Origin of the sequence: Kutzneria sp. 744, from assembly GCF_000568255.1 — a bacterium.
In the GTDB taxonomy this organism is placed as follows: Bacteria; Actinomycetota; Actinomycetes; order Mycobacteriales; family Pseudonocardiaceae; genus Kutzneria.
The window spans coordinates 9,146,713-9,168,180 of sequence record NZ_KK037166.1 but is presented as its reverse complement, the minus strand read 5'-3'; the positions used below and the strand labels follow the sequence as shown (position 1 = coordinate 9,168,180).

General features: G+C 70.2%; 20 protein-coding genes. 8 read left to right on the top strand and 12 right to left on the bottom strand.

All coding sequences use genetic code 11. The annotated features are described in order from the left end of the window. On the bottom strand, window positions 1-3,731 hold a 3,731-nt coding region (locus KUTG_RS41915; protein ID WP_232241239.1), incomplete at its 3' end, for a DUF6531 domain-containing protein. A 196-nt stretch (window positions 3,732-3,927) separates the two neighbouring features. On the opposite strand from KUTG_RS41915, the gene KUTG_RS41910 reads away from it, so the two are divergent. Next, window positions 3,928-4,428, top strand: a complete 501-nt coding sequence (locus KUTG_RS41910) for a type 1 periplasmic-binding domain-containing protein (protein ID WP_052396040.1) — start codon at window positions 3,928-3,930, stop codon at window positions 4,426-4,428. Between the two features lie 459 nt (window positions 4,429-4,887). Here the strand turns inward: KUTG_RS41910 and KUTG_RS41905 are convergent, their stop codons facing one another. Then, window positions 4,888-5,421 carry a VOC family protein gene (locus KUTG_RS41905; protein WP_043732494.1) on the bottom strand — a complete coding sequence of 178 codons (534 nt, stop codon included), beginning with the start codon at window positions 5,419-5,421 and terminating at the stop codon, window positions 4,888-4,890. A 40-nt stretch (window positions 5,422-5,461) separates the two neighbouring features. Further along, window positions 5,462-6,121, bottom strand: coding sequence for a phosphoribosylanthranilate isomerase (locus KUTG_RS41900; protein ID WP_043725016.1), 660 nt, complete (start codon window positions 6,119-6,121; stop codon window positions 5,462-5,464). A gap of 85 nt (window positions 6,122-6,206) precedes the next feature. On the opposite strand from KUTG_RS41900, the gene KUTG_RS62280 reads away from it, so the two are divergent. Next, on the top strand, window positions 6,207-7,064 hold the full coding sequence (locus KUTG_RS62280; protein WP_198047493.1) for a zinc ribbon domain-containing protein: 858 nt from the start codon (window positions 6,207-6,209) through the stop codon (window positions 7,062-7,064). Here the strand turns inward: KUTG_RS62280 and KUTG_RS54635 are convergent. The 5 genes from KUTG_RS54635 to KUTG_RS41870 form a co-directional block, all read right to left on the bottom strand. Then, complete coding sequence (locus KUTG_RS54635; protein ID WP_052396039.1) at window positions 7,061-7,528, bottom strand: nuclear transport factor 2 family protein; 468 nt, start codon at window positions 7,526-7,528, stop codon at window positions 7,061-7,063. The two genes, KUTG_RS62280 and KUTG_RS54635, sit on opposite strands and share 4 nt — an antisense overlap. Next, window positions 7,521-7,958, bottom strand: coding sequence for a nuclear transport factor 2 family protein (locus KUTG_RS54630; protein ID WP_198047492.1), 438 nt, complete (start codon window positions 7,956-7,958; stop codon window positions 7,521-7,523). The genes KUTG_RS54635 and KUTG_RS54630 overlap by 8 nt, the downstream gene beginning before the upstream one ends. A 101-nt stretch (window positions 7,959-8,059) precedes the next feature. Then, the gene (locus tag KUTG_RS41880; RefSeq protein WP_043725014.1) at window positions 8,060-8,383 is read right to left on the bottom strand and encodes a hypothetical protein; all 324 of its coding nucleotides are present in this window, start codon (window positions 8,381-8,383) and stop codon (window positions 8,060-8,062) included. A 3-nt stretch (window positions 8,384-8,386) separates the two neighbouring features. Further along, window positions 8,387-10,144 carry a zinc ribbon domain-containing protein gene (locus tag KUTG_RS41875; protein ID WP_043725012.1) on the bottom strand — a complete coding sequence of 586 codons (1,758 nt, stop codon included), beginning with the start codon at window positions 10,142-10,144 and terminating at the stop codon, window positions 8,387-8,389. Window positions 10,145-10,210: 66 nt separating this feature from the next. Then, a complete protein-coding gene (locus tag KUTG_RS41870) occupies window positions 10,211-10,963 on the bottom strand; it encodes a S1 family peptidase (RefSeq protein WP_052396037.1) in 753 nt (250 codons plus the stop codon). A gap of 235 nt (window positions 10,964-11,198) precedes the next feature. Here KUTG_RS41870 and KUTG_RS41865 point away from each other — a divergent pair, with 235 nt between their 5' ends. From KUTG_RS41865 to KUTG_RS41855, 4 genes are all read left to right on the top strand, one after another. Beyond that, complete coding sequence (locus KUTG_RS41865; protein WP_232241238.1) at window positions 11,199-12,323, top strand: PP2C family protein-serine/threonine phosphatase; 1,125 nt, start codon at window positions 11,199-11,201, stop codon at window positions 12,321-12,323. 180 nt (window positions 12,324-12,503) lie between these two features. Further along, window positions 12,504-12,650, top strand: a complete 147-nt coding sequence (locus KUTG_RS62275) for a hypothetical protein (protein ID WP_198047491.1) — start codon at window positions 12,504-12,506, stop codon at window positions 12,648-12,650. Between the two features lie 436 nt (window positions 12,651-13,086). Further along, window positions 13,087-14,352, top strand: a complete 1,266-nt coding sequence (locus KUTG_RS41860; RefSeq protein ID WP_232241237.1) for a sensor histidine kinase — start codon at window positions 13,087-13,089, stop codon at window positions 14,350-14,352. Continuing rightward, complete coding sequence (locus KUTG_RS41855; protein WP_043725005.1) at window positions 14,349-14,789, top strand: response regulator; 441 nt, start codon at window positions 14,349-14,351, stop codon at window positions 14,787-14,789. The genes KUTG_RS41860 and KUTG_RS41855 overlap by 4 nt, the downstream gene beginning before the upstream one ends. On the opposite strand, the gene KUTG_RS54625 is transcribed toward KUTG_RS41855, so the two are convergent. Further along, complete coding sequence (locus KUTG_RS54625) at window positions 14,764-17,451, bottom strand: AfsR/SARP family transcriptional regulator (RefSeq protein ID WP_052396035.1); 2,688 nt, start codon at window positions 17,449-17,451, stop codon at window positions 14,764-14,766. The two genes, KUTG_RS41855 and KUTG_RS54625, sit on opposite strands and share 26 nt — an antisense overlap. Before the next feature lie 228 nt (window positions 17,452-17,679). On the opposite strand from KUTG_RS54625, the gene KUTG_RS41845 reads away from it, so the two are divergent. Then, on the top strand, window positions 17,680-18,528 hold the full coding sequence (locus KUTG_RS41845; RefSeq protein WP_043725003.1) for a Fe(II)-2OG oxygenase family protein: 849 nt from the start codon (window positions 17,680-17,682) through the stop codon (window positions 18,526-18,528). A gap of 96 nt (window positions 18,529-18,624) precedes the next feature. Here the strand turns inward: KUTG_RS41845 and KUTG_RS41840 are convergent, their stop codons facing one another. Together KUTG_RS41840 and KUTG_RS59645 are read right to left on the bottom strand one after the other, a co-directional pair. Beyond that, window positions 18,625-20,157: a dolichyl-phosphate-mannose--protein mannosyltransferase gene (locus KUTG_RS41840; RefSeq protein WP_043725002.1), complete on the bottom strand. Its 1,533-nt coding sequence runs from the start codon at window positions 20,155-20,157 to the stop codon at window positions 18,625-18,627. Between the two features lie 71 nt (window positions 20,158-20,228). Beyond that, window positions 20,229-20,375, bottom strand: coding sequence for a hypothetical protein (locus KUTG_RS59645; protein WP_157495167.1), 147 nt, complete (start codon window positions 20,373-20,375; stop codon window positions 20,229-20,231). 202 nt (window positions 20,376-20,577) lie between these two features. Here KUTG_RS59645 and KUTG_RS41835 point away from each other — a divergent pair, with 202 nt between their 5' ends. Next, entirely contained in the window at window positions 20,578-21,291 is a 714-nt protein-coding gene (locus KUTG_RS41835; RefSeq protein WP_157495166.1) for a helix-turn-helix domain-containing protein, read from the top strand. On the opposite strand, the gene KUTG_RS41830 is transcribed toward KUTG_RS41835, so the two are convergent. After that, a partial coding sequence (locus tag KUTG_RS41830) for a response regulator transcription factor (protein ID WP_043724998.1) occupies window positions 21,288-21,468 on the bottom strand: 181 nt, incomplete at its 5' end. The genes KUTG_RS41835 and KUTG_RS41830 overlap by 4 nt on opposite strands.

Here is a 21,468-nt window from a genome sequence, read left to right as displayed (position 1 = left end):
GTAGAGGGTGGTGGGCAGCGCCGCCCAGGAAGTGGTGCCGTTGAAGACGCCGCCACCGCGTCCTGGAACGGGCCGCCGGAGCCGAGCGTGACGTTGTTGTAGGTGCCGGCCGCGTACTTGACCTCGCTCACGGCCTGTGCGGCGCCGACGTTGTCGCCGAGCCGGTAGTAGGCGGTGGGCGCCGCGCCGAGCACGGCGGAGCGGTAGACCTGGCTGGACCCGGTCACCGTGGGCGCGCCGACCTTCCACACGCCGCCGTTCTCGTCGGTCAGCTGCGAGACGGCCGCGGTCACCGGGTCGTAGCTGATCTGCGCGTGCACGTTGCCCGACGGTCGGGTCACCGACGTCAGCAGCGTGGAGGCCTGCTTGCCGGTGCCGTACAGCCGCTCGTCGTAGTAGCTGGGGATCGGCTTGTCCCACAGGCCCACATCGGCGATCTCGCCGTTGAAGTAGGTCGCGTACCCGGCGGTGCTGGTCGAGGACTGGTGCGGCTCGTCCGGCCAGCTGCCGCCGATGTAGCCGGCGCCGATGTACCGGTAGGCGTTGTCCATCACCGGGATGTTGCCGACACGGCTGTCGACGTACTGGCTGTCGAGGTACAGGCCCTGGCTGTTGCCGGCCTCCTGCAGCACCACGTGGTGCCACTGGCCGTCGTTGACCGCTGTCCTGGACTGCATCGGACTGCCGCCCGGGTACCAGAACTCGCCGTTGAGCTTGCCGTCCGAGCCGACGTAGAGCGCCGGCACGTAGTCACCGATGATCACGCCGTGGCTCAGGTCGCTGCCGTTGTAGGAGTACAGGATCCCGTTGGTGGCCGTGGTCTTGAACCACAGTGAGATCGACGACCCGGCCCAGCCGCTGGACAGCGCGGTCGGCAGCTGCACGGACGAGGAGGTGCCGTTGAAGCCGGCGCCGGTCGCCGACGATCCGGTCAGCGGGCCGGGCTGGCCCAGCGTCACGTTGTTGTAGGTGCCGTTGTCGTTGCCCTCGTTGGCGTGGATCGCGCTCACCGCGGTCGATGCGCCCGGCTGCTCGGACAGCGGCCAGTAGGAGTGCGGGCCGACGTCGAGCACCGTGTTCAGGTATGCGGATGTGGTGCCGTAGGTGTACTTGGTGCAGGCGGTGCCGGCGCCCGGCGCGCAGACGGCGGTGAGGTTGTCGCCGGTGTAGTTGTAGGTCCAGGTCTGCGCCGTGGACGGCTGGCCGGTGGTGACCGGGTCGGTGGACACGGTGGCGATGTGCGGGCCGCCGGCCCCGGTCGGGGTGGCCCAGGTCAGGTGCAGCGCCCGGTTGGTGGTCGCCGACGTCACCGTGGCGATCTGGCCGTTGGCCCAGGTGTAGTTCTGCGCGCGGCCGTTGGCGTCGGTGATCTGCGTGAGCCCGAAACCGCCGACGTACAACGGCATGGTGAAGGTGTAGACCGTGTCATTCTTGTCGGTCAGCGTGTACCCGCCGTGGTTGGGCAGGGCCCGCAGGGTCGCGAACCGGCCCTGCGGGGCGGTGAACGACCCGTCGGGGTTGGACCCGAAACCGACCTGCGAGCCGTCCGGGTAACTGACCACTGTGGACAGCAGCACGGTGTTGTTGCTGTTGTCGGTGGTGGTCATCTCGGTGACCTTGGCGTCGAACACGCTCGACCAGCCGGCGCCGAACGAGGCGGCCACGGTCCGCGGGTCGCGCGAGTTGTAGTCCCGGGTCACGGCCAGCGCCGGCCCGGCGCCCTGCACCTCGACATCGGTGGCGCTGGTCGTGTAGTTGCCGATGCCGGGGTCGAAGCCGTGGTCCCCGTTGTTCTGCGACAACGACGAAGTCACCGCCGGCTGCGGCACCTGGATCGACACCGCCGACCACGCCGACCAGTCACCCCAGGCCTGGCCGTCGAACGCCGCGACCGCCCAGTAGTAGGTCTGCCCGAACTGGAACTTGCCCGCCGGCACCTTCCAGGTGGCCCCGGCGGTGACCGTGCCGGAGTCGACGATCGTGGTGTTGTTGGCGTCCATGACCTGGAAGTCGAAGTCCATGATCGGATCGACGGTGTGGTCCGGATCGTGCGCGGTCGCCTCCAGCCACGGCGTCGTGGTGGTCGCGACGCCGTTGTTGGGCGGGTAGACGCTGTCGATCTGCGGCGGCACGTCGTCCGTGGTGGTCAGCGTCAGGTACGGCGCCTCCGGCCCCATGTTGGACGAGCCGAACTCCTTGCGCGCGTTGGGATCGCTGTTGGAGGCGGCCACCACAGCCAGGCCGTTGTCGGCGAGGGTGCCGTTGGACCAGGCGTTGAACGTGTCGGTCGACAGCGGGACCGTCACCCAGTCGCCGACGGAGTGGTCGTTGTTCGCGACGTTGCCACATGCCCTTGGCACGTTCGGCGTGACCGCGCCGATCACGTTGCTGCCGTTGGGGCCTGGGAAGGCGGTAGTAGAGGACGGCGTCCAGGTCTGGGTCAGCGGCACCACGTTGAACGTGGTCGGCGTGCAAGTGGTCGCGATGATGTCGAACAGCGACAGCGACGCCGAGGTCACCTGCACGTGCTGGTTGTCGATGTCCTTGGGCATGGCCAGCAGCGTGTTGGCGGCGTTCCCACCGCCGTTGGTGGAGCCGATCTTGACCGTCTGCTCCATCGAGTGATCGCCCGGGCTGTCGGCCTCCACATAGGTCGAGGTCGGGCTCAGGGTGAACGTCGGGTCGACCGTGACCGGGAAGACCCGCTTGCTGTCGGTCAGCCAGTTCTGGTCCAGGCTCACCTTCAGCGCGGGTGATCCGTCCACTGTGGCCAGTTGGTAGCTGACCCCCTTGGTGGTGGCGGGATCGCCGGAGTGCTTGTCGACGTTGGAGTCGTAGGCGTAGCCGTGCGGGATCCGCTCGCGGACCGCGCCGCCGGCGTCGACCAGGTTGATCGACCCGTCAGCGGCCTGTGTCGCGGTCAGGCCGGTCAGTGTGAGCGGGAACGTCCAGGTGCTCGGGGCCTTGGCGTCGTGCAGGACGATGGCTTCCTTGACGCCGGTGGCGGTCGGCGCGAGCTGCAGGTCCGTGCCGGGCAGGATCGAGCCGTAGGCGACGTTCGAGCCCGACACCGACGGCGTCACGGCCGCGGCGCCCTGCACCGAGTAGGCCACCGCGTGCGCGCCGTCCACGGCGAAGCTGGCCAGTGTCGGATCGGTCGCGCTGGGCGCGAAGTCGACCTTGGTCGAGTTGGCCTTCTCGTGCCAGCGCCCGTCGGGTCCGTGCTCCACCGTGGTGTCGATCGGCTGCCACGCGCCGGTCGCGTCCTGGAAGTTGACCGGATCCTGGCTATAGCGCCGGGTGGCCGACCCATCGGTGTTCTGAAAGTAGTTCATGGTCGCCGAGGACTTCGCGGCGATCCGGACACTCGTGGCCGCATTGAACCCCGCCGACACGCTGCGACTCGGCCCCGGGCCGGATCGCGGCCGTGGCGGCTGCGGCTGATAGGGGGCAAGCTCGCCGGCGCCTTTGCCCCGCGGATTGCCGACGCCGCCCGAGGCGTGCGTCGACGCGGCGGACGCGCTGTGGCTCAGGCCTTGCGCGCTGCCGCCGTTCTGCTGAGGCAGCTTGCCCCAGTTCGGGGTCGTCAGCCAGGCACCGACATCGGGGAACGCCGGCAGGTGCAGCGCCGGCAGCGCGAGCTGGTCGGCCGAGGCGTTCTGGGTGGCGATTCCCATCGCCAGCACCGTGAACGTCGTGACGGCCACCAGTCTTCGGACACGCGTCGACATCCCCATGGCCAAGCCCCCCTCACACACACCTAACAGGCTTGCTCACGCTAGAGAGCCCTTGACCACAAGGGGAATGGCCAGCAGAGTCACGAAAAGCACGTAACGATCATGCAAATCGGACCTTGCCGGACGAACACCGCAAGCCGCTCCCTCGGGCTGTGCATACTGAGCCGAACGACAACGACGGGGGACGACCGTGGCGCTCGCCTGGCTGCGCAGATTCTGGTGGCTCATCGCCTGCGCCGCGCTCACCGTGGCCATCACCCTGACCGTGCTGCTGTGGCCGCACGGCCGCGAACTGCCGCCAACCCGCGCCACCGTCTACCTGGACTTCTCCGCCTGCCTGCTCACCGGCCCCCACGGGCTCGCCGACCCCGCCGTCGCCCCCGTGTGGGCCGGCATGCAGGACGCCTCCAGTACCACCAAGGCCAAGGTGTCCTACCTGGCCGCCGCCGGCCCCGAGACCGTCGGCAACAGCTCCGCCTACGCCACCTCGTTGCTACAACGCCAATGCGGCGTCATCATCACCGTCGGCCAGACCCGCGCGGACACCGTCCTGCAATACGCCTCGCAGTACCCGGGCGTCCGCTTCGTCCTCGTTGACGCCCAAGGCACCGGTGCCAACGTCACCCCCATCGTCCCGGCCGACGCCCGATCCGGTGTGGCACAGGCGATCGAGCAGGCCGTCAAGAAGTAACCCGCCATCGCCGCACGCGCGGATGATATTCGTCGGCAGCCGCTCTACGAGCGCTCACCGCCGAGTCGCCCTGACCGCCAAGGCGCACTCGGCCACAGTCGCCCCGAACTCGCGGACCCGCCGCACGCCGGTCAGGCGCGTGGCCCACCACGACGTCATCGTCCTGCGCGCACCGGACCATCCCGCCGCCGTGCCCCTCCGCCGTGATCAGCGACGGCCACACGGTGTCCGTTGGATCACAGAGGGCGAGGAGCACTCGGAGTGGTTCGCCGCAAAGGCGCTCGCGGAGCGTCAGCGGTCCGACCTGATGCAGGCCGCAAGGCGGGGTGAAGCGTTCGACGTCGCATCCGGCTTGCCCGAGTCCGAGCTCAAGGACAACAGGTCACTGCTCGAACTCGCCCAGGACTTCATCGACGCACGCTGGGAGCGTTCGCGCTGGTCAGAGGCCAGAAAGTGTGCTCAACCAGAGGTGCCGTCGAGGTGCAGCGACTCGCCGTTGAAGACCCCGAGTTGCTCCTGGTAGAACTCCAGGCCGATGCCGTTGGGGTCGCGGACGTAGAGGCTGTCCTCGACGCCGCGGTCGGGGCCGAGGTACTCGACGCCCTCGGCGTCGAGCTTGGCCTTGATGGCGGCGAAGTGCTCGGCGTCGACGGACAGGGCGAGGTGCTGGACGGCGCCGATGGTCTCGACGTAGTCGGGGTGCGGGTGGCCGGGGAAGTCGAAGAAGCCCAGCAGGTTGCGGTTGCCCAGGTCGAAGAAGAAGTGGCTGGAGCCGGCGTAGTCGCGGTTCTCCACCAGCTCGACCAGGGGGAAGCCGAGGAACTCCTGGTAGAAGCGCACGGTGGCCTCGACGTCGCGGGCGACCAGGGCGATGTGGTGCACGCCGCGGACGGGGGTGGCGGGGCGCTCGCCGACGGGACGCAGGTACTTGTCCTTGAGTTCAGCGCGACGGGCCCGCACGGCCTCCAGCTCGGCGCCTTCCGGTTGCGGCATGGTGCTCTCCTCTCGGGTCGTCACCAGCATAGTTGAATGCTCAACAATTCGCCACCGCCTGGACGAAGGCCCGCACCTTGCCGTGGTCCTTCACCCCCTTGGACGCCTCGACGCCGGAGCTGACGTCGACGGAGAGGGTCCGACACAGGGGACGCAGGGCGGCGATGCCGGCGGCGACGTTGTCGGGGGTGAGCCCGCCGGACAGCACGAGGTGCGCGTCGGGGGCGGCGGGCAGCAGCGACCAGTCGAAGGGGCGACCGCCGCCGCCGTAGCCGGGAACGTGAGCATCCAACAGGATCGCCCGGGCCCGGTCGAAGCGCTTCGAAAAGCCGACCAGGTCGAACGGGGGCGCGTCGGGGTCGAGCGGGATCCTTGCGGCGCGAAGGAAGGCGTGCTCGCCCTGCCCGCCGGCGGCCCAGCAGTCCTCGGGCGTCTCGTCGCCGTGGAACTGCAGCAACGCCCCGGGCACACCGGAAGCGGCGGCGATCACCTCGTCGGCCGGCGAGTTCACGAACAGCAGCACGGGCGTCACGAAGGCCGGCAGCCGCGACGCCAACTCGGCGGCTCGTTGCGGCGTCACGTATCGCGGGCTGGGTGGGTACAGCACGAAGCCGATCGCGTCGGCCCCCGCCCCGACCGCCGCGTCCACGTCCTCGGGCCTGGTCAGGCCGCAGATCTTCACGGGCGTTGCGCTCCCCATGGGCCGCACCGTACACGTAGTCACGGCCTTCCCCCATTCGAGTTCACCCCGCTAACGAGCCCGGCCCGGCGGCGAACTAACAACCATGACTTCATGCCCGACGTGCGGCCGGGAACTCGGTCCCCACGCGCGGTTCTGCGGATCGTGCGGAACGCCCGTCGCGCAGCAGCCGCAGTACCCGCAGCAGCAGTCCCAGCCGCTGCCCCAGCCCCAGTACGAACAGCCCCAGCCCCAACAGCCTCAGTACGAGCAGCCCCAGCAGCCTCGGTACGAGCAGCAGCCGTTGCAGCCCTTGCAACAGCCGGAGCCGCAGACGATCCCGACCCCGTACACGCCGCCACCGAGGCACAGCGCGCCCCGGAACCTGCTGCTGCCGATCGTGGCCGGCGTGGCCGTGCTTGCGCTGGCAACGACCGGGGTCATCGTCTTTCTGCTGCCCCGCCTGACGAACCAGGCCGACGCGCCGGTCACCACCACCAGCAGCAGCGCGCCGGCGACCACGACCACCACCAGCACGACAACGACGACCACCACCACCGAGACGACCACCACGACGACCCCGACGCCGCCGACCGTGACCGATCTCCAGCAGGAGGTGGCCGCCGACCACGACACTGCGGAAACCCTTGTCGGGCAGTGGGTCCCGCAGATCTCGTCGAAGAAGCTCGGCCTGGTCGTGCAGGGCGTGGAGTTCGGCTATCCCGAGATCATGGCCGACTTCACCGCGCTGAAGGCCCGTTTCCCCCAGGCGATCATGCTGAACTCCAACGACTACGCCAACTTCTCCGGCAAGGACTTCTGGGTCACGGTGCAGGCCACCACCTTCGGCACCGCCGACGAGGCCAATGCCTGGTGCGACCAACAGAACTTCGCGGCCGACGACTGCTACGCCAGCCGCCTCATGCACACCGGCGGCCCGGCCGGAAACTCGCAGACCCGCTAGTCCTGGTTCACCCGGGCCGCCCACGTGGCCGGATCGGCCAGCTGGGCCAACAGCTGTTCCCGCCCACCGGAATTCGTGATCACGGAGACGGTGTCGTGGTAGTCACGGGACCGCGTGATCCTGCCGTTCTCCACCGTGGTCACGATGGCGTTGTGCACCCGGTAGGGCCGGCCGGTGGCCCGGGCGTAGCCCCGGTACTCCCATTCCGCCACCACCTCGTCGGGCCCGGTCTGGTGGATCACGAGATCGTGCACCTCGACGTTCTGGAGGTTCGACGGGTCGCGTCCGCCGACCGAGGCCAGCACGCCCTGGGCACCGTCGATCCGTAGCGGGCTCGGCAGGAACAGCCGGACGTCGACCGGCGCGTCCTCGGTGTACAGGCCGGCGAAATGGGCGAAGTCGCCGACGGCCGAGGAGCGGATCAGGTCCGTGACGACCTCGGCCGGCGTGGGGTGCTCAGACATGGGCGACCTCCTTGAGCTGGGCCAGCAGCGTGTCCAGGGTGCCGGCGATGAAGGCCCGCGTGACCTGGTCGAGGTAGACCCGCTCGGCGGCGATCCGGCCGTCGCGGACCCGCGCGACGAGCAGGTTGCCGGTCACGACCTCCTGGCCGGTGGCCGGATTCGTGCCCACGTAGTCCCATTCCGCGATCACCACCTCGGGATCCTGGGTGGTACGAATCTTGACGTCGCGCGCGGGCAGCACGGGGCCGCCGGCGAGCACGGCGGCGCGGATCGCCGCCCCGCCGAGCAGCAGCGGCCCGCCCGGTTGCAGCAGCGGGAGGAAAACCGTGCAGTCGTCGGAATAGAGCTCGACGGCCTGGTCGAACCGGCCGGCGGCGAACAGCTCGATGAGCCGATCGACCACTTGGGACGGTGAGGAATTGTCTGCCATAGCGCCACTCTGGCAGAAAAGGTCACGAAATGTGACCATCCCTGACCGGACGAGCATCCGTTCGTGTCCGTGCGGCGCGCGGCCCCGGAAATCCGGACGGCTCAGGCCAGGAACTTGGCGATCAGCTTGGTGACCTCCATGACCGGCTCGCTGAGCACGCCGACCACGGCGGCGATGCGCTGCCAACCGGTGCGCACGACCTCCTTGTCGGCCTTACCGGACCGCAGCTGGGCCTCGATCTCGTCGAGCCGGGCCCGCACGTCGTCGCGGCCGGCGGCCGGGGCGTCGCCGAGCAGGGCCGACCGCCGCTCCAGCAGGGCCTGGAGCAACGCGTCCGGCGCGGCGGCGTAGTTGTTGACGGTGGCGCGATTGCCGATGGCGCTGCCGCTGATGTGCGCGTTGCCGAGGTCGAACTTGTCGCCCATCGCCTAGCCCTTCTTGTTGGTGACGGAGCTGCGGGTGCCGACCGCGGAGTCGACGAGCGTGCTGCCCTGGAGGTTGTAGTTGTTGACCTGCGGGTCGGCCAGTTTCATGAACTCCACCGCCGAGTAGCCCCGCTCCTGCAGGTACTCCCCCACCGCGCGGAACAGCGTCGAGTCCAGGATCCGCACGTACCGCTCGACGTCCACGTCCTGGAAGTAGCTCTGCACCCGGTCGGCCTGCGCGAACTCGCGCAGGCTGCGGTCGGCGCCGTACTTGGCCGGCATCACCTCGTTCACGCCCTGCTTCAACGGCTTGAAGCGGCGGCACACCGAGACCACCCGGCGCACGATGGTGGCCGGCAGCACCAGGATCTCCATGATCGAGGACTTGACCGGCGCCAGCAGCGGATCCCGGTACTCGTCGATCGCCCGGTAGCCGGGCATGATCGGCAGCAGCGCGAAGAACTGCCACTCCAGGAACAGCATCTTCTGGTCGGTGCCGGCATGCAGGTAGCAGGACGTGGTGAGGTCGCGGTCCCAGGCCTCGACCCGGTAGCAGCTGTAGTACCGCGCCCACTCCACGGCCGCGTCGGCCAGCGACCGCGCCTGGTCGGTGGACACCCGCGAGGTCGGCGCGTGGTCGAGGGTGGGCAGGATCTCCGGCACGCTCCGGTGGTCGATCACCAGCCGGTCGGCGGGAATGAGCACCTGTTCCCGGCGCACCAGGTCTTCCAGGCGGCGACCGGGACCGAGCGTGGACGTGGTGCGCAGGCGGCTGATCGCGGCGGCGACGTGGTCGTGCAGACCCGTGACGCTGATGGGTTCCGTCGCTTCGTCCTCATCGGACGGTTCGAGGGCCAGCGCGATGACCTGGCCGTGCACCGGCACCCCGGCGCCGATGAACGGCGAGAAACCCCGGTGCACCACCACATCCGCTTCGGCGGCCCGCTCGGCCTGCTCGGTGGCGGCCGCGACCCGGTGCAGCGGCAGGTGGAAGGTCGGCAGCCCGAGGCCGCGCAGCCGGCGCTCCCACTCGTGCGGGCTGGTCCGGCCGTCGGGCAGGAAGTCGGTGCGGCGAAAGCGGTTGAACACCAGGTAGTGCACCGCGAACTCGTCCGTGACGACCACGGCGACCAACGCCAGCAGCAGCAGGCCGGTCAGGATCAGGTCGATGGACAGGAAGCCCGAGGCGGAATCGGCGGCGGAGGAGGAATACGACGGCGGCGGGCTCTCGTAGTACCCGCCGCCGCTGCTGCCCGAAGACAGGGAGGAGCCGACGATGGAGGCGATGCTGATGAAGCCCACCGCCAACAGGATGAGCACCACGACCACCACCACGACGGCGGTGATCGCCGCGTCGCGGCGGCGCATCGTGAACCGCCCGGACACCATGGCCAGGAACAGGGCGAACACCAGCCACGGCACGAACACCACGGGGTTGACGACCAGCAGCGCCAACAACAGGAGCAGCACCACGCCGTCCCGGATCCGACGCCGGGCCCGGGCGGCGACCGCCTCCCGCAGCACCGCGGTGGTGTCGACGCCGGGCGCGGGTGGGATGGCACGCAACGGCTCCACCAGGAACTCGCGGATCGCCGTGTTGGCGTAAACCTCGCTGAGCTGCGCGGCCGCACACAGATAGCGTGTGGTGTTGTCGCGCCGCACCAGCGAGGCCCCGCAGCCCTGGCAGAACTTGTCGCCGGCGGGATTCACCGTCGCACAGCGCCAACAGTGCTGGTTCCGTTCGGTGATGCCGGCAGCCATGGCCGCTCCCTCCGGGCGAGTTCCCGCCCGGAGATCGCGTCCTAGGCCGTCCGTCGTTAGCTCATGTCACTCGTTCGCGGCAACGGCGGCCAGGCTGCCGTAGCCCACCTGGCTGCCGATCCAGTCGGCCACCACGTCCACGCGGGTGGTGGTCTCGGGCGTGTCGTGCGGGCAGTCCGGGCCGTCGCTCTCCACGGACACCAGCACGCCGGCCTTCACGCCGAACTGGCGGAAGTACGGCGCGCCCGAGTCGTACAGGCAGGCGCTGGTGTCCGCCGCCGGGGAGACGCCGTGCACCAGCAGGTTGACGTCCTCGACGGTCTGGACGGCCACGCCGCCGTAGGTCATGTGCGTGCCAGGGGTCGGGTTCACCGAGTCCTTGGCGCCCCAGCCGGCGATCGTGAGCTGTTGGCCCACGGTCGGCTGCTGGCGGCTCACCAGCAGCGGCAGCACGCCGTGGACGGGCTTGTCGAGCTTGCCCAGCGCGATGTCGCCCTTGGGGGCCTGCCGCACCTCCACGACGTTGGCGGTGTGGCCGCCGCTGTCGGCGAGGTCGACCTTGCCCAGCGTCGCCGTCGTCGGATAGGGCACCGGGCCGCTGACCGGGTTGCGGTTGACGTCGTGGAAGCAGTGGCCGGCGGTGATCACCCACTGGGGCGCGATCAGGGCGCCGGAGCAGGCGCTGGACCGGGTGGTGCCGTCCGGGTTGGGGATGTTCGTCATGGTGAACTTCACCGAGAACGGGAACATGCCGGGGGTTGCGTCGTGGCCGTCGGCGACCGCGCCGGCCGGGGCGGCGGCGAGCGCGCCCGCCGTCATCAGGGCAGCCGCTATCGCGACTGCGTAACGCTTGTGCGCCACGGGAACTGGTCCAATCTCACGGAGCTGTCGACGCCATCCGGCGCAACAGCCAGGACCGGATGGGTGGTTCGCACCGTAGGAAGACAACACGTCCGTCACAACAGACACGTGCGGGCGACCATCGATGCGTGCCCGGAGTGTCACACACATAAGATCGGCTCCGGCGGAGTTTTGGCACGAAAGGGCACGACAGGTGCAGGTGCTGCTGGTCGAGGACGATGACGGTGACGCCGTGCTGGTCACCGCGCTGCTCGACGAGGTGGGAGCGCGGGTCGACGTGACCCGCGCGCGGACCGCGGGCGACGCGGTGGGGCTGCTGCCCGGTTTCGACTGCGTGCTGCTCGACCTCGGGCTGCCGGACGCGAGCGGGCTGGACGGCCTGCGCCGCATCCTGGAGCACGCGGGCCAGGCGGCGGTGCTGGTGCTGACCGGTCACGACGACGAGGAGCGCGGCATCCAGGCGCTCGCCGTCGGCGCGCAGGACTACCTCGTCAAGGGACAGGTCGACGGTTCGCTGCTGCTGCGCGGCATCCGGTACGCGGTCGAACGCCGCCGGGCCGAGGACACGCATCGCCAGCTGCGCGAGGAGCGGCTGGTGGCCCAGGAGACGGCCCGCCTGGAGCGGGGCCTGCTGCCCTCGCCGTTGCTGACCGAGGACTCGCCCGTGCTGACGTCGCGCTACCGCCCCGGGCGGCGGCGCATGCAGCTCGGCGGCGATTTCTTCGACGCCGTGACGGGCACCGACGGGTCGCTGCACGTGGTGATCGGCGACGTCTGCGGGCACGGCCCCGACGAGGCGGCCCTGGGCGTGTGCCTGCGGATCGCCTGGCGGACCCTGGTGCTGGCCGGGCAGGCCGACGACCAGGTGCTGAACACGCTCCAGGAGCTGCTGATCCACGAGCGGCACCGCGAGGGCATCTTCACCACGCTGTGCATGGCCACGATCGCCCCGGACCAGTCGTCGGCCGCCGTGTACATCGCGGGGCATCCGTCGCCGATCCTCATCGACGACACCGGCCCCCGGCCGCTGCCTCGGGATCGGGCCGGGCTGCCCCTGGGCGTGCTGACCGAGGCCAAGTGGTCGGCGCTGGAGCTGCCGCTGCCGCCGGGCTGGTCGCTGCTGCTGTACACCGACGGCCTGATCGAGGGCCGCGTCGGCGCCGGCTCGGACCGGCTGGACGTGGAGGGCCTGGTCGACCTGGTGGCCCGCTGCGACCGGTCGGGCCTGGCCGGCGAGCTGCTGGCCGCGGTGGAGCGGACCACCGTCGGCGAACTGGACGACGACATCGCCATCGTCATGCTCGACGACAGCCGATAACAATCCCGCTCAGTCGAATTACCATTGTCGACGGCAGCTGTTTCCGGCCACGGCGAGCCGGAATTCCGCGAACCCGCTACCTCTCGCAGCAATCCGGGCACACCACCGCCCCACGGTTCCCGCCAATTGACCGACAGTATCGGTTTCGGGCAGCCTGAGCGGGCGAGGTGAGCCCGTCAGGTGACAAGAAGGAGAGTCGTGCGCGGCTCCGAGAAGCTGTGCAGTGTCTACAAGACCGTCTACGCAAGCGCCCATGAGGTTCCGGTCGGAGACTACATTTGCCTGCCCGACGGGAGCGGCAGCTGGTACGTGCTGAAGAACAAGTAGCGCACAAAACGACAGCCCCGTCGGATTCCGACGGGGCTGTCGCTCATTTTCCGCTCCCATCCGGATTGACGCATTCACGCGAGTGCACGGCCGTCGGCTCAGGTCGGCGGAGGTGCGCGTGCCCGATGCCGCACGGGAAGCGCATGTGAAAAAATCCGGGGCCGCGCTCGCGCTGCACTCGCCCGCGCGCTGGCCGATGCTGGAGAGATCATGGACGAGAGAACCGGGCCGGGCTGGCCGCTGCAACGTTGGTATCTGGCTGTGGTCGTGGTGATGGTGGTGGTGGCGGCCGCCGCCGTCGGGGTGGGCGCGGGGGCGCTGCACAGCCTCAACGCGGCCCGGTCGCTGGTCGTGGACCAGGCCGACCCGGCGTCGCGGCAGGCGCTGGCCCTGGCGAACGCCCTGGTCGACGAGGAGACCGGCGTCCGCGGGCTACGTGCTGACCGGCCGGCAGGACTTCCTCCAGCCGTACCAGGACGGCCGGCAGCAGGAGGCCAAGGCGGTGGCCGCCCTGCGTGCGCTCCAGACCGGGGATCTGGCCTCGGCCGGCGCAGCCCTGGACGCCGTGCAACGGGCGGCGAACCAGTGGCGCGCCGAGTACGCCGAGCCGGCGCTGCAACGGGCCGAGGCGGGCGACATCGAGCGCGGCAAGACGCTGTTCGACCAGGTCCGGAACACATTGAGCGACCAGGAGTCGCAGCTCTCGGCCGCACGGACCACCGGCCGGGCGAGGCTGGCCACCGCCGCCGACAACCTGGTGGTGGTCGGCGTCATCGTCGCCGTCGCGCTGCTGGCGCTGATCGTGCTGCTGGCGCTGCTGGCCCACTTCGGCGTCGTGCGGCCGGTGTCGAAGCTGGCCGGCGAGGTGCGGCTGGTCGCGGACGGCCAGTTCCAGCGCAAGGTGTCCGGCAGCGGGCCGCGGGAGATCGCCAGCCTCGCCGCCGACGTCGACCTCATGCGGCTGCACATCGTCGACGAGCTGGACACGCTCCAGCAGGTGCACGACGAGCTGACCCGCTCCAACCGCGACCTGGAGCAGTTCGCCTACGTCGCCTCGCACGACCTGCAGGAGCCGCTGCGCAAGGTGGCCAGCTTCTGCCAGCTGCTGGAGCGCCGCTACAAGGGGCAGCTGGACGAGCGGGCCGACCAGTACATCGGCTTCGCGGTGGACGGGGCCAAGCGCATGCAGATCCTGATCAACGACCTGCTGGCCTTCTCCCGGGTCGGCCGGCTGACCCGGGAGAAGGTGCTCGTCAACTGCGACGACGTGGTCGCGCAGGCCATCGCCAACCTGGACACGATGATCGAGGAGACCGGGGCGCAGATCGAGGCCGGTCCGCTGCCGTCGGTGCAGGGCGAGCCGGCGCTGCTCGCGGCGGTGTTCCAGAACCTGCTGGGCAATGCCGTGAAGTTCCACGGCGAGGACCCGCCCAAGGTCACGCTGTCCGCTTCGCGTGACGACGACGTCTGGACGTTCACGTGCGCCGACAACGGCATCGGGATCGAGCCGGAGTACGCTGACCGCGTCTTCGTGATCTTCCAGCGGCTGCATCCGAAGGACGCCTACCCGGGCACCGGGATCGGGCTGGCGATGTGCCGCAAGATCATCGAGTACCACGGCGGCCGGATCTGGCTGGACACCGACGCCGAACGGGGCACCGTGTTCCGGTTCACGCTGCCGGTCGTCGAGGAGGAACAGTGACCGAATCGTTCGTGGACGTCGTCGACGTGCTGCTGGTCGAGGACGACCCCGGCGACGTGCTGATGACCCGCGAGGCCTTCGAGCACCACAAGCTGCGCAACAAGCTGCACGTGGTGGCCGACGGCGTCGAGGCCATCCAGTTCCTGCGCCGCGAGGGCGAGCACGCCGACGCGCCCCGGCCGGGCCTGGTGCTGCTCGACCTCAACCTGCCGCGCAAGGACGGCCGCGAGGTGCTGGCCGAGATCAAGTCGGACGAGTCGCTGCGCACCATCCCGGTGGTGGTGCTGACCACCTCCGAGGCGGAGGAGGACATCCTGCGCAGCTACGACCTGCACGCCAACGCGTACGTCACCAAGCCGGTGGACTTCGACCGGTTCATCGACATCATCCGCCAGATCGACGACTTCTTCGTCACCGTGGTGAAGCTGCCGCGCTGACCTCGGCCAGCAGCGCCCGGATGGCGCTGGCCCTCGTGTGGTCGGCGGCCAGCGGCAGCGCGGCGGTCAGCAGCTCCCGGACGCCCGCGGTGTGCCCGGCGCGGTGACGGGCCTCGGCCAGCGAGTGCATGGCCGTGCCCATGGCCCGCTGGTTGCCCAGCTCCTGCCAGATGGCCAGCGCCTCCTCCAGGTGCCCGATCGCCTCGGCCAGGTGGCCGCCGGCCAGCAGGGCGACGCCGCGGTTCTCGGTGGCGTGGCCGACCATGTGCCGGTGCCGGGAGCCGGTCCGCTTGAGCAGTTCGGCGCCCTCGCGGGCGTATTCGAGCGCCCGCTCCGACTCGCCCCGCTCCGACAGCAGCTCGCTCAGGTTGAGCGCAGCAATGGCCTCCAGGAACAGGTTTCCCTGCTCACGGGCGGTGGTCAGGTCGCGTTTCAGCAGCGCCAGGGAGCCGCGATGCCGGTCGAGGCGGGTGTGCGCGACGGCGAGGTTGGCCGCCACCGAAGGATCTTCGGGGTCCAGCTGCACGAGGATCTCCGCGGCGGCCTCGTGGCACTCGGCGGCGATGTCCGGCCGGTTGAGGAAGTAGTGGTAGGCCACGCCGGCGTCGTTGCACAGCCGGGCGATGTTGAGCAGGTCGCCGGTGCGGCGGGCGGCGGCCAGGCCGATGTCGATCACCTGCAGCCACAGCGTCCAGTGGCTCGTGCCGTAACACAGCACGGCCAGCGTGGCCGCGAGCTGCGCGGCCAGCCGGTCGTGCCCGCGGTCGGCGGCGGCCCGCACCGTGGCGGCCAGGGTCGGCAGCCGCTCGGCCGCCCACACCAGGGCCGCGTCGTAGCCGATCGGCGTGAGGTGCGGGCAGTTCGCGTCGTGCACGATGTCGCCGAGGCCCGGCGTGAGCTCCACCCGGGCGGCATGAGCCGAGGCCAGGGCGCATTCGATCAACCGGACCACGGCGGCGTCGGCGTGGGCCTCGGGCTGCTCGGCCGCGAAGATCCGCAGCAGGTCGTGCAGACGGTAGGAGTCGGTCGCGGTCTGCTCGACGAGGTGCTGGCGGAGCAGCCCGGCCATGGTGTCGCGGGCCGCGTCGAGGTCGGTGTCGAACAGCGCGGCCGCCTCGTGCAGGTCGATCTCGGTGCCGGGATGCCGGCCCAGCAGCCGGAAAGCCCTGGCCGGCAACGGTTCCAGCGACCGGTAGGACAGGCGGAAGACCGCCCGCACGTCCGAGAGCTCGTCGTCCTCGTCGGCGAGGGCGTCAAGACGGTCCTCCTCCCGCCGCAGCTCCTGGACCATGTCCACCAGCGCGTACGAGCCGGAGCCCATGCGTTCGGCCGCCACCCGCAGCGCCAGCGGCAGGTGCCCGCACTGCTCGGCCAGTTCGCCGGCGGCGTCGGGGTCCTGGCGGACGCGGTCGGCGCCGAGCACGCTGGCCAGTAGGGCCACGGATTCCGCCGGGGACAACGTGTTCAGGCCGACGCGCGGCCCGTCGAGGGTCAGCCGGTTGCGGCTGGTGACGACCGTGAGGCAGCCGGGGGCGTTGGGCAGCAGCGGGCGCACCTGCTCGGCGTTGACGGCATTGTCCAGCACCACAAGGACTTTGCGGTCGGCCAGCAGCGACCGGTAGTGCTCGCCGCGATCGGCCGGCTGGTCCTCGGCGCCGAGGGCGCGCAGCATGCGGTTGAGCGCCTCGGCGACGGTGACCGGCTTGGCCCTGGCGTCGAATCCGCGCAGGTCGACGAACAGCTGCCCGTCGGGGAAGCGGTCGGCCACCAGATGCGCGAACCGCACGGCCAGCGTGGTCTTGCCGACGCCGGCCTGGCCGTCGATGACCGCCACCGAGCCGGGCTCGGCCGTCTGGAGCTGCCGCAGCATGCGGGCGCGGCCGGTGAAGTGGGCGACGCCGTGCGGCAGCTGCGCCGGCACCACCGCCGCCTCGGTCGGTTCACGGATGAGCTCGAACGCCTCGCGCAGGGCTCGGCCGGGTTCGATGCCGAGTTCGTCGTCGAGGGCCTTACGGACGCGGTCGTAGGTCTGGTGGGCCTCGGCGGTCCGGCCGGTGCGGTGCTGGGCGGTCATCAGCAGCGCGTGCGGGCGTTCGCGCAACGGGTTCGCGGCGGCCAGTTCGGACAGGTCGACGATCGTCTCGTCCGCCCGCCCGACCTCGATCAACGCGGCGCAGCGTAGCTCCTGGACGTCGACCCGGAGCGCCGCCAGCCGGTCGCGCTCGCGCTGCACGAACGGACCGACCGCGCCGGCCAACGGCGTGCCGCGCCATTCCTGGACGGCCTGCTCGCACTGCGCCAGCGCGCCACAGAAGTCGTCGGCCGACCACAGCCGACGTGCGTCGCGGAAGCCGTTCTCGAAGCGCCGCAGGTCGACCGCCTCCGGCGGCACGGCCAGCCGGTAGCCGGCCCGGCTGCCGACCACCATGTCGCCCAAGGCTTTGCGCAGCGTGGAGACGTATGTGTACACAGTGGACCGTGCCGTGCGGGGCGGTACCTCGCCCCATAGTGCGTCCACCAGGTCGTCCGCGGTCACGGTCTCGCCCGCGCTGAGCGCCAGCCGCGCGAACAGCGATCTCGGGCCCGGCGCGCCCAGATTCAGCCCGGCGCCGCCGAACGTCGCGCCCACCTGCCCGAACAGGCGCACCGCCAGACCATCCACGCCTGCCATCAGAGCGGAGCCCGGGGGTGGCGCGCAACCCGGGCCGGCCGAATGCGCAGCCGATCGGCGGCGGCCGGCGAAACCCCAGCATCAAGCCTTGATCAAGTACACCTCAGCCCTGCCTTAATCGGCGCCGCGACCTGCCCGGGAACCCCCGCGCTCCTTGCCGTTCACCGGAGTGCCGCCGTAGCGTCGTCTCACCCATTCGCCTGACGGAACGGATGACCGATGGCCACGGCGTTTCGCTCGCCACCGCACCACCGCATCCGCCCGCCGCACGAATACCACCTCGACAAGCGCGCCGCCGACCGTCTGCTCACCGATGTGACCGCGCTCGCCGAATCCGGCGTCCGGCCGGCCGAGCCGGAGTTCTACGACCGGCACTGGCTCGACCTGGAATTGCTGCCGGTGGGGCTGCGCGACTTCCTCTGGCGGTTCCGCATGACCGAGTCGCATGCCGCCTGCGTGATCCGCGGCCTTCCCGTCGGCGACGTCGAGACCCCGCCGCACTGGAACGTGCCGCATTTCCTGGACCGCAACCTCGTCGAGGACACCATTCTCGCCCTGTGCGCCATGTGCGTCGGCGATCCGTTCGCCCGCGCCGGCACGCAGAACGGCCGCATGGTGCAGAACATTCTCCCCACCTCGCTCGACCGTCGCGACCTGCACACCGAATGCGGTTCCCACACCGATTACCTGGCGTTTCTCGCCATGGGCGAATGCTCCGCCGCGCTGGCGTCGGCCCGTGACCTCGACCTCGACGACCCCACCCGGGAAACCCTGGCCCAGCCCCGCTTCCGCTTCTCCGACGGGCCCGCCGCCGTGCTGTCCGGCGACCCCGCCGACCCCTACCTCCGGCTCGACCGCTGCCTGCCCGTCGACCCCGAGGCCCGCCTGGCCCTCGACCACCTGCTGGCCTCGCTCGACCGGCTGCGCCCCGACGTCGTGCTGGATGCCGGCAGCCTCCTGCTGCTCGACAACTACCGCGTCGCCCACGGCCGCCTCGCCGGCCCCTGGCTCAAGCGCATCACCATCAGCCGCAACCTCCGCCGCACCCCCCGCGGCCGCATCCTCTGACGCCGCGAAGGGACCTTTCCTCTCGTTGAACGTCAGGAAGGGCCCCTTACTGACGTTCAACGTCAGTAAGGGGGCCCTTCCTGACATAAGGGGAGGCTATTTCCAGCTGGGGAGCCAGAGTTCGGCCTGCCACTGGGCGTTGGTGATCAGGTCGCCGTTGAGGATGGGCCAGAGCCAGGCGAAGTTGGCCACGACCAGGCCGGTGTAGATGGCGACGACCAGGAGGCCGGTGCCGCGGCGTTCGACGCCGGCGCGGGCCCGGCCGAGGATGTCGCCGCAGGCCAAGACCAGGCCCAGCACCAGGAACGGCGCCATGGGCGTGACGTAGAAGAAGAACATCTGCCGGTCGATGCTGAGGAACCAGGGCAGCAGGCCGGCCATGTAGCCGACCATGACGGCGGCGTGGCGCCAGTCGAACTTGATGATGGCCCGCCACAGCGACCAGCCGATCATGGGGAAGGCCAGCCACCACATCGCGGGCGTGCCGACCAGCATCTCGGCCCGCACGCACTGGATGGCGCCGCAGCCGGTGGCGTACGGGTTGGGGCCCTGCTCGATGTAGTAGAGCATCGGCCGCAGGCCCATGGGCCACGTCCACGGCTTCGATTCCCAGTAATGGTGGTGATTGGAGCTGAGCAGCGACTCGTGGAACTTCAGCACGTCGCCCTCGTAGTAGAAGAACGAGCGCAGCGCCGTGCCGAAGAAATTGCGGTCGATGCCGGTCTCGCTACCGAACCATCCCCACCACGTGGCGAAATACACTGCCACGGCAATCACCACGAGCGACCACAGGGCGGGCAGCACGTCTCGGACGAGAGCCCCGATCCACGGCCTTTCCACACCGGCCGCACGCCGGGCCGTCGCATCCCAGATGACGGAAAGCAGACCGAAGGCGACGATGTAGTAGAGGCCGTTCCACTTGACTCCGCAGGCCAGGCCGAGGGAAATGCCGGCGGCGAATCGCCACCAGCGGAAACCCAGGCGCGGGCCCCACCGGGATTCCTCCACCCAGCCCTCGTCGACGGCCACCGCCAAGCGATTGCGCACCTGGTCCCGGTCGACCAGCAGGCAGGCGAAGGCGATCACCACGAAAAGCGCCACGAAAATGTCCAGCAAGGCGGTGCGGGACTGCACGTGGCTGACGCCGTCGCAGATCAGCAGCACGCCGGCCAGCGCGCCCAGCATCGTGGAACGGGTCAGGCGGCGCCCGATGCGAATGACCAGGAAGACGCAGACGACCCCGGCCACCGCCGAGGAGAAACGCCAACCCCAACCGTCGTAGCCGAACAGCCATTCGCCGACGGCGATGAGGTATTTCCCGACCGGCGGGTGCACGATGAAGGCGTAGTTGTAGCCGACATCGTCCTCGAAGCCGCCGTTGCGCAGCATCTGCCATGCTTCCGGCGCGTAGTACTTCTCGTCGAAGACGGGTGTGCCGCGGTCGGTCGGCCAGCCCAGATTCCAGAATCGGACCAGGGTGCCGACGAGCGTGACCGCGAGGGTGACGATCCAGCCGCGAACGGTGTCGGTGGGCCGCCAGACGGCCAGCCGTTCCAGTGGCCCGGCGGTCGACGGCTGCGTCGTCGGCGGCAGTTCCCCGACGTCCACCACGCCGTCGATCATCCCCATGCCGGGCGATCATGCCTCATATGGCGTGAACACGGGGTCAGGCGGACACTGCCCGCCAAAACGAGACTTGCTCAGGCCGCGTCGCGCAGGGCGGCCGCGGGGCCGTCCACCGCCACCCGCAGCCCGGTGACCAGGCGCTCGTCGGCCGCGTCCAGGGCGTCCTGCTCCTGGTAGACCTGCTCCAGCACGTCGGTGAAGTCCCGGAAGTTTTCGCTCATGTGACCAGAGTGCGCCCCCGATCTCCACGTCTTCTCCACACGGACTCGAGACCGCCACTACGTACGCCGAGCAGCGACTACGTAGACCGGCCGCGCGCTGCGTAGGTCATCCCCGACGGATGAAGGTGCGTATCTTCACCAATAGCTGGCCGTGCCGCGGTGGACGAGGCTGTGAGCGTAGAGCTCGAACCGGAGGTGTGACGTGGACGACCAGCGCTTGCCGCGATCGATCGGGAAGGCGCTGATGGTGCTCACGGCGCTGCGCGAGGGCGGCACCCCGATGCGGCTGACCGAGCTCAGCGTGCGCACCGGGATCGCCAAGTCGACCACCCACCGCATGCTGTGCGCCCTGACCTCGGCCGGCCTGGTCGCTCGTGTCGGCACCCACTACCAGCCGGCCCGGTCCGCGTCGCCGAAGCCACGCACCCACCGCGACGTCCTGCGACTGGTCGCCCCGTTCCTCGGGGACCTGTTGGTGCGCACCGGTATGACCGCCGGCCTGGCCGTGCTCGACGGCGCCGAGGTGGAGTTCGCGCACCGCGTCTACGGCCACCGGCACGTGTGGGGCCCGTGCGACGACACCGGCCGTTCGCCGGCCCAGCTGTCCGCCGCCGGGCGGCTGCTGGTGGCCCACGACGAAACCGCCGCCCGCAACCTCATCCGCCTGGCCGGCCTCGGCCCGTCCGAGGCGGCCGAGCTCGGCGGCGACCTCATACGCATCCGGCAGCGCGGCTTCGCCGAACTCACCGGCCCGGACGGCTCCACATGCCTGGCCGTGCCGCTGCGACTGCCCAAGCCGCCCGTCGTCGCCCTGGTCCTGGAGGACGCCGGCAACGAGGCCGATCGGGCGCGGGCCCTGCTGTGGCTGCGCCGCGTCGCCGACGCCGCGATGCGCGAGGTGTGCTTGGCCGCCTAGGCCGTTCTTCGGTCCACGACCCAGGCCGCGAGCTGGGAACGTGACGTGAAGGCCAGCTTCTTGGTGATGTTGGCCAGGTGCTTTTCCGCCGTGCGGATGGAGATCACCAGGCGCGCGGCGATCTCCTTGTTGGACGCGCCGGCCGCGACCAGGTCGGCGACCTGGCGCTCCCGGCCG

Coding starts and splice junctions, on each gene's coding strand:
- KUTG_RS41905 (WP_043732494.1), bottom strand. CDS start 5,421: ATGCCGCAACCGGAAGGCGCCGAGCTGGAGGCCGTGCGGGCCCGTCGC.
- KUTG_RS41900 (WP_043725016.1), bottom strand. CDS start 6,121: ATGGGGAGCGCAACGCCCGTGAAGATCTGCGGCCTGACCAGGCCCGAG.
- KUTG_RS62280 (WP_198047493.1), top strand. CDS start 6,207: ATGACTTCATGCCCGACGTGCGGCCGGGAACTCGGTCCCCACGCGCGG.
- KUTG_RS54635 (WP_052396039.1), bottom strand. CDS start 7,528: ATGTCTGAGCACCCCACGCCGGCCGAGGTCGTCACGGACCTGATCCGC.
- KUTG_RS54630 (WP_198047492.1), bottom strand. CDS start 7,958: ATGGCAGACAATTCCTCACCGTCCCAAGTGGTCGATCGGCTCATCGAG.
- KUTG_RS41880 (WP_043725014.1), bottom strand. CDS start 8,383: ATGGGCGACAAGTTCGACCTCGGCAACGCGCACATCAGCGGCAGCGCC.
- KUTG_RS41875 (WP_043725012.1), bottom strand. CDS start 10,144: ATGGCTGCCGGCATCACCGAACGGAACCAGCACTGTTGGCGCTGTGCG.
- KUTG_RS41870 (WP_052396037.1), bottom strand. CDS start 10,963: ATGACGGCGGGCGCGCTCGCCGCCGCCCCGGCCGGCGCGGTCGCCGAC.
- KUTG_RS41845 (WP_043725003.1), top strand. CDS start 17,680: ATGGCCACGGCGTTTCGCTCGCCACCGCACCACCGCATCCGCCCGCCG.
- KUTG_RS41840 (WP_043725002.1), bottom strand. CDS start 20,157: ATGGGGATGATCGACGGCGTGGTGGACGTCGGGGAACTGCCGCCGACG.
- KUTG_RS59645 (WP_157495167.1), bottom strand. CDS start 20,375: ATGAGCGAAAACTTCCGGGACTTCACCGACGTGCTGGAGCAGGTCTAC.